Consider the following 7471-nt stretch of genomic DNA (forward strand, 5'->3'; position numbering starts at 1 on the left):
CTTTTTGACGATATTCGTTAGCAAATTCAAATTGACCTCTCTCCTGGCATAACTCCGCTAACCCTCCCAATGCTTTATCATTTCTAGAATTTATCTCTAAGGCTTTTTTGAATGCTTCTTCTGCCTGCGGATATTTTTTTTCAAGTTTATAACACCACCCTAAATTAGCATATACCTGTTCATCCCCTGGCCTTAATTCTAAAGCCTTTTTTAATAATTTTTCTGCCTGAGAATATCTTCCCTTTAAACTACACAATAATCCAAAATCAACACAATTGTAATAATTGTCCGGATTTATCTCTAAGGCTTTACTGAATGCTTCTTCTGCCTGCGGATATTTTTTTTGAAGCTCATAGGTCCAACCTAACCCGCGATACGCATCTTCCGCTTGCGGGTTTATCTCTAGGGCTTTTTTAAACTCCTCTTCCGCCTGCCCATGTTTTGCCTCGCAATTGGAACATCCTCCAAGCTCAATGTATACACGATAGTTTTTGGGATTAGCTTCAAGAGCTTTTCTCAATAATGCCCTTGCTTCAGCAAATCTTTCTTGGCGCGCGTAGCAAGTCCCTAAGCCAAAATATGCATTATCACATTGCGAATTCATCTCTAAAGCCTTTTTGAACTCTTCTTCCGCCTGGACGAATTTTTTTTGATTTGTGTATAACCATCCTAAATTAACATGTTCGTCGTAATTAATTTGATCTGGTTGTAAAGAATTTTTATCTTCAGCATAAAGATCCGTTAATCCGAAAACAAAATTAAAAGATAAAGAATTATCTTTTTTATTTTCCTTCTTATGAATCCTGAGTTCGTTTATTTTCGCTTTACTATGTAACCAAATAAAATACCCGAGCTTCCAAATTTTTAATTCCCTAAAGAAATCTTTTTTTTCTGGAATTATTTTTAAGTTCTGGTCTTGTAAATAAACTACCTGATCATTTATGCCGATCATAGTAATTACTATATCCGGATTATATTTTTCCAAGTTATCTGTTAAATTTTCTAGTATACCACTTGTATGTATACCCGGAATACCCTTATTAATTACGCTGAATTTTATTCCTGTGTTTGCGGAGTTTAGGATTCTTTCCAGTTGGCTAGGGTAAGAATATTCCCCGCCTAAAGCAGTTGTGGATTCTCCTAAACATAGGATGCGGCAAGTCGATTTTTGATTCAAAGAATGGATATTCCGATATTCCTGCATGGATAAAAATATAAACCCTCCAAAACGTAACCCTATCTCAAGAATAATAATCGATAGAAATATTCCAAATAATATCAGTATTGTTTTCTGTATAATTGAAAGTTTAGCCTGCATAATAACCTTACTCCTGTTTTAGTGATTAACTTTTAAATATAATATTATCCCAAAATAGCCTGCATATTTCAACGAACAGTTTTTAAGAACCCTGCCAGAGACCCTCCTATTTACTTATTATAGACCTCTTTTAGGATAGCTTTTGCAATATTTTCTGCCAATAACCTGTTTCCCTTAGGGGTACAATGGCCAAAATCGCCAGCGAAAGCATCCTGAAAGTATTCTTTCCATCCATCCTTCTTAATTGCATCCCTAAATATCTTCTCATTGTCAACAAAGATAATACCTTGCTTGTCTTTAAATATGTTTTTTAGTGGTTCAATGCTACGATTAGGATACTGCACACAGACAAATTTAACCCTTCTTTGATCTAGGATATCCTTGAGCTTTAAGTAGTTGAAGAAAACGGAGGAATTATAATATTTTAACCGTGCTGCGTTTGCTTTTTGACGATATTCGTTAGCAAATTCAAATTGACCTCTCTCCTGGCATAACTCCGCTAACCCTCCCAATGCTTTATCATTTCTAGAATTTATCTCTAAGGCTTTTTTGAATGCTTCTTCTGCCTGGGCAAACCTAGAATTAGACATATAACAGTATCCTAACCCATTATATGCAATATCACTTTTAGAATTTATCTTTAAGGCCTTGTTATACATATCTATAGCTTGGGATAAATCTCCCTGCGCGCTGCAAATAGATCCCATGTCAACATATGTATTATAATTATTGGGATTTATCTCTAAGGCTTTTTTGAATGCCTCTTCTGACTGAACGAATTTTAACTGATAAGAATAAACCCACCCCAACCCAAGATAAGCATAATCACTATTTGGATTTACTTCTATAGCTTTTTTATACAGTTCCTCTGCCTGCGCAAATTTAGAATTATAGCTATAACAATACCCTAGCCCTGTATATGCGGTATCGCTTTTAGGGTTGATCTTTAGAGCCTTTTGAAAGGCCTCTTGCGCCTGGGATAGCCTTAGTTGATTAGAATAAACCTGTCCTAATCCAAGATAAGCATAATCACTATTTGGATTTACTTCTATAGCTTTTTTATACAGTTCCTCTGCCTGCGCAAATTTAGAATTATAGCTATAACAATACCCTAGCCCTGTATATGCGGTATCGCTTTTAGGGTTGATCTTTAAGGCTTCGTTATACATATCTATAGCTTGGGATAAATCTCCTCTGCGAGAATAACAAGTTCCCAAACCTACATATGCTGAGTCACTTTGCAGGTTAGCTACTAAGGCTTTTTTGAATTCTTCTTCTGCCTGGAATAACTTCTGCTGATTTAAATAAGACCATCCCAAACCTACATATGCAGCGTCACTTTTTGAATCCGGTTTTATATCTTCCTTAGATGACGGTTCTTGACCCACAGAATCTTGTTGATTGGCATAACAATTTTTCAATCCCAAAACAAAATCGGAAAATAAAAACCTGAATTCTCTGTTAACCACAGTTCCGCATATCTTTTGAGTATTTATTTTTGTCTTAATATACAACCAGAGAAACTTTATAAGCTTAGTAACCCTTAATTGGTTTGAGAAATTAACTACTTTTGAATTAGATGTTACATCTTGGGCTTGTAAAAATTCAAGTTGATCATTTATACCAATCATAGTAATTACTATATCCGGATTATACTTATTTAAATTGTCTGGCAAATCTTCTACTATGGCTTTAGTATGGGTTCCCGGAATACCCTTATTAATTACGCTGAATTTTATTCCTGTGTTTGCGGAGTTTAGGATTCTTTCCAGTTGGCTAGGGTAAGAATATTCCCCGCCTAAAGCAGTTGTGGATTCTCCTAAACATAGGATGCGGCAAGTCGATTTTTGATTCAAAGAATGGATATTCCGATATTCCTGCACGGATAAAAATATAAACCCTCCAAAACGTAACCCTATCTCAAGAATAATAATCGATAAAAATATTCCAAATAATATCAGTATTGTTTTCTGTATAATTGAAAGTTTAGCCTGCAATGGCATATATTAGATAACACCCATATCTGTTTTGGATAAAGTTATCGCCTTAAGTAATTCTTAGGCCAGGGGCCGGTTTAATTTATCGGAAAAATAATAAGCCAGATTTTGCCTGAATTTTTTCAGATGGTCCATGTTTTCTTAATCCCTTGCCACTTATTTTATTTCGATAAATCCCTTTTAATCGCAGCTAACCTGCTTATTTCCCTTTTTAAATTGAAAAAATCCCAGGGGTTGGATCTCAGGTTAGCTTTCAGATAATCTGCGCAAAAATCAATCCTTGAAGATAACCGCAAACGCAGCTCCTGGCTATCCCGGATGTCTGTTATGCCGGAAGAAAATTGATTTATCTGCCCGGAAATATCCATGGGAAAATAGACGCAGTCCTGAAGGCAATGGGCTTTGCATTTTTTTACATTCTTTCTTATCTTTTGCATTTGCTCGGAATGCCAAAGTTTTTTTAAATTATCTTTCCTCAAATCCCCGTATGTGCCCATACAGCTCCATAGCTTTCCTTCCGAGGTTATTACAATCCGCTTAATCCCCTCGTAACACTTAAAACGTTTGCCTGGCCGCCTGCCCCTGAAATAATCCGGAATAGCCTTTAATATGACCGAATCGGTATAGATAAACATATCTTTGGCTTTTTCTTTTATTTCAACCAGCTTACGGATATTGTTTTCCAGCATATTAAGCTCCCCGGTTAATGGCCACAGATCGCTTCTTTTACGTTCCTGCATGCTGACATTACTGACTAAAACGGGCTGGAATACAACTGTATTGCATTTTTTATTCCTGGCAAATTCGGTTATCTTCAATATATCGCCGATATTCTTATTGAGGATAGTAAAATTTATGCCGATTGAAGGGCCTTTTAAATTTAATTTTTCCTTATAAAAATTTAATTTATCGATGGCGGCGGAAGATTTATTAAAAGATCCTTTTCCTCTTATCTGATCGTTGGCCTCAAGCAAACCGTCTAAAGAAACAGTGATATGGTTTAACCCGGATTTAATCAGTTTTTGAGCGTAATCATCATCAATAAGTGTGCCGTTAGTAATAATATCGACCCAGGCAATCCCGGCTTCCCTGGAAAAGCTGATAAGCTCGATAATATCTTTACGCAGCAGCGGTTCGCCGCCGGAAAGTATCAGGTGCCTTACTCCCAACTCTTTAATCTGCTGGATAATTTTTTTTGCCTCTAGGGTGGTCGCTTCATTTTCTTGCCCCGAAGAAGATTTTGGTATATCGCACATAATACAGCGCAGGCAGCATCTGTTAGTCAGCGAAAAATACACGTGTTCGGGAGCGATTAAAGGATAAGCAATGATTCGGCTGGCGTAAAAACCGATCATATCTTCTAGCTTTATCAGCTCTCTTTCAAAATACTCATTCATTTTTTTTATTCCCAGCACTTTTATAAAGCGAAAGGAGTCTTCGTCTGAATAACAAGACTGTACACATAAATTTTTACAATTCTTGGAGTACGCCCTTAAAGTATGCGCTTCTTTGAAATCCAGGTTGCCGGTTAAATTTGCCAGAACTCCGCCAGTATGTATGCCCGGCACCCCTTTGTTGACTACGCCAAATTTCACATCCCGATTTGATGAGTTTAAAATCCTTTCCAGCTGGGAAGGATAAGGGTATGCGCCTCCCAAAGCAGTTGTAGACTCTCCTAAACACAGGATGGTCTAGGTTGATTTCTGTTTCAAAGAAAAAGTATTGCGATGGTCCTGAACTAAAAAAAATATGAACCCCCCAAGGCGCAATCCGGCTTCTAAGAAGATGCGGGATAAAAATATCCCGAATAATACTAACATTATTCTTTCCCTAAAAACGCCAGGCTTCAACATTATTTCCTTCAAAAATTAATTGTGGTATACTGTTTCTATTAAAAATGATTAAAAATAGCCTGCTTATTTTTTTCTTTTCTATAATTTTATCTTTCACCTATGCCTATGCCCGGTTGGAAGTAGTTGCAACCGAGGAAAACGGTATATCGCATTCCGACGGATTACGTTTTGATAGCGAAAATAATTTATTTGTTGCCAATGAAAAGGCGCATAACATTCTTAAAATAACCCCCCAAGGGGAGATATCGGTATTTGCCGACCAAAATGATGGTTTGGTCGAACCCGAATGTATCGCCATCAAAGATAATATTCTATTCGTATCCGATGACGCTACCGGCACTGTTTTTAGGTTCGAAGCCCCCCACAAAGGAAGCGTTTTTCTTAACCGTTCAAACGGAATCCTACAGCCGGAAGGATTAGCCTTTGACTCAAAAGGCAACCTTTTTACCGCCGACGAAGAAAGGTTCTGCATATTTAAAATTACCCCGGATAAACAAATTTCCGTTTTTGCAGATTTTACTTCCGGCATAATCACCCCCGAGGACCTTATCTTTGACAATAAAGGAAATCTCTATGTAGCCGATGATGAAGCCGGAGCTATTTTTAAATTCAGAGCTGACGGCTCGTACACCTTGTTATTAGACCGTTCAAATGGACTAATAGCCGCAGAATCAATTTCTTTTGATTCTAAAGGCAACTTATTTATTTCAGACAGCGGTTCAAATATTGTCTATAAACTATCTGCTAATTCTAAGCTGGTACCGGTATTGTCCCCTAAAGACGGCCTAAGCCGCCCGGAAGGCATAGCTTTCGATAACCAGGATAATCTTTATATTTCCGATAATATAAAAAGCCGGATCCTAAAAATCACAAAAGATTAGTGTTTTTCTAACCCACTGCTTTTCGAGATTATACTACCCATGGCTCTTGGGTCATATTTACCCCACCTTGCGCCATAATGGTAAATAAAATCCTGCATTCCATAAAAACAATCATATCTAAAATCGGTATCCTTGATTTTTTTCAATAATACTGCGCCTTTAATTAACTCATTAAAATACCAGTGGGCGACGGCTAGCCCTAAACCGCGAAAAGCAAAATTCTTTTCATTTTTAGAAATATTTTCTTTTGATATTCGTAATGCCGCTTTTTCAAAATCGAAATCGGATATTTCAAGCAGGTTCTCTCCCCAACCAAGGTAACAATATACTTTCAGATAATTCGGGATATCTTTAATTTTTCTTTTAAAACTGCTTGCCTCTAAACCAAGCTTCCCAGCTATCCCCCGGCCAAAACCAGGATAAAAGAACATGGTCATGGATTTCTCGAATTCTTCCCTTAAAGAGAAAAACTTTTGTTTGTTTTCAAAAAAATCCAATCCTGACTGAATACCTAACCCATAAGAAAGATGGTCCCAGTTAGCCCCCAAACTACGAGAGAGTTTTTTTAAGGATTCAAGTTTCGGCTGGCTTTCTTGTAAATATAACAACCTGCCAAGGTATATCGAAATTACAGCCACCTCCCCTTGATCGGCTTTTTCTAACAGCCTCTTTATAATGGATATATCTAACTGGCCTAAAATTATCTCCTCATCCAGGAAACCTTCCAGGAGATACCCCCGCCATTTTTTGTTCTGGGCACCGAATTTTAACATTTTTTCATCAAAAGCTATTTTGCTTCTGGCTATATCCCTGCCCAATAAATTAAAAAATATACTCCGGGGTAAGGAATTATCCGAAACAAACTCCCTGTCCGGGCCGCTAACCAGGCAGTTAAATAAGTTAGTCAGTTGGCATATCTCTTCTCTGACTGAATTTAAATGGGCAGGATGAAGCGCTATAGGTCTTGCCCAGAACCTCCTGGCCAAGATATACCGGCAAACTTCTTCTTCACTATTAATTTCGCCTATACAGTTATAAAGCTTAAGCCTGGCGATATAAAGATTAATAGCCAGGCTTTCATATTTATTAGCAGTCTTATCTAACATATTTTGTAAAGCAAAGAGCACTTCGTCCGCGGAGCCCTTGCGAAGGTAGACTTTTCGCCAAACAATATACCAGGCGCTCGAAGAAGATATCAGGTCTACACCGTAATTCTTTTGATTAAAGGCACCTGTTGCGGCTAATCTGGCTTTCTCTTCCTTGTATTCTTTTTTCAATTTATTATATACATACCTTCCCCAGCGGTCTGGCGCATATTTTGTTCTGTCTAAAGAAAATTGTGAATCGCCTTTGGCCGATAGGATTTTATAAAAAGATGAAAAATCAGAAAACAGGGCTGCCTTCCTTTGAACTAAGGGCTTG

5 protein-coding genes are annotated in these 7471 nt (G+C 37.5%); 1 reads left to right on the plus strand and 4 read right to left on the minus strand.

Features of this window, described 5'->3' with window-relative positions; translation table 11 throughout:
- The 3 genes from PHC29_08490 to PHC29_08500 all read right to left on the minus strand — a co-directional run.
- The coding region (locus PHC29_08490; GenBank protein MDD5109515.1) for a tetratricopeptide repeat protein at positions 1-1318 on the minus strand (1318 nt) is incomplete at its 3' end.
- 110 nt (positions 1319-1428) lie between these two features.
- Positions 1429-3321: a tetratricopeptide repeat protein gene (locus PHC29_08495; protein MDD5109516.1), complete on the minus strand. Its 1893-nt coding sequence runs from the start codon at positions 3319-3321 to the stop codon at positions 1429-1431.
- 155 nt (positions 3322-3476) lie between these two features.
- Entirely contained in the window at positions 3477-4973 is a 1497-nt protein-coding gene (locus PHC29_08500) for a radical SAM protein (protein MDD5109517.1), read from the minus strand.
- Between the two features lie 239 nt (positions 4974-5212).
- Here PHC29_08500 and PHC29_08505 point away from each other — a divergent pair, with 239 nt between their 5' ends.
- A complete protein-coding gene (locus tag PHC29_08505; GenBank protein ID MDD5109518.1) occupies positions 5213-6049 on the plus strand; it encodes an NHL repeat-containing protein in 837 nt (278 codons plus the stop codon).
- Here the strand turns inward: PHC29_08505 and PHC29_08510 are convergent.
- On the minus strand, positions 6046-7471 hold a 1426-nt coding region (locus PHC29_08510), incomplete at its 5' end, for a hypothetical protein (protein MDD5109519.1). The genes PHC29_08505 and PHC29_08510 overlap by 4 nt on opposite strands.

The sequence above is a fragment of the Candidatus Omnitrophota bacterium genome (assembly GCA_028712255.1).
Lineage (GTDB): Bacteria > Omnitrophota > Gorgyraeia > Gygaellales > Profunditerraquicolaceae > UBA6249.

Excerpts from the sequence above, each read along its gene's own strand:
- PHC29_08495 (MDD5109516.1), bottom strand. The coding sequence starts at position 3,321 with ATGCCATTGCAGGCTAAACTTTCAATTATACAGAAAACAATACTGATA.
- PHC29_08505 (MDD5109518.1), top strand. The coding sequence starts at position 5,213 with ATGATTAAAAATAGCCTGCTTATTTTTTTCTTTTCTATAATTTTATCT.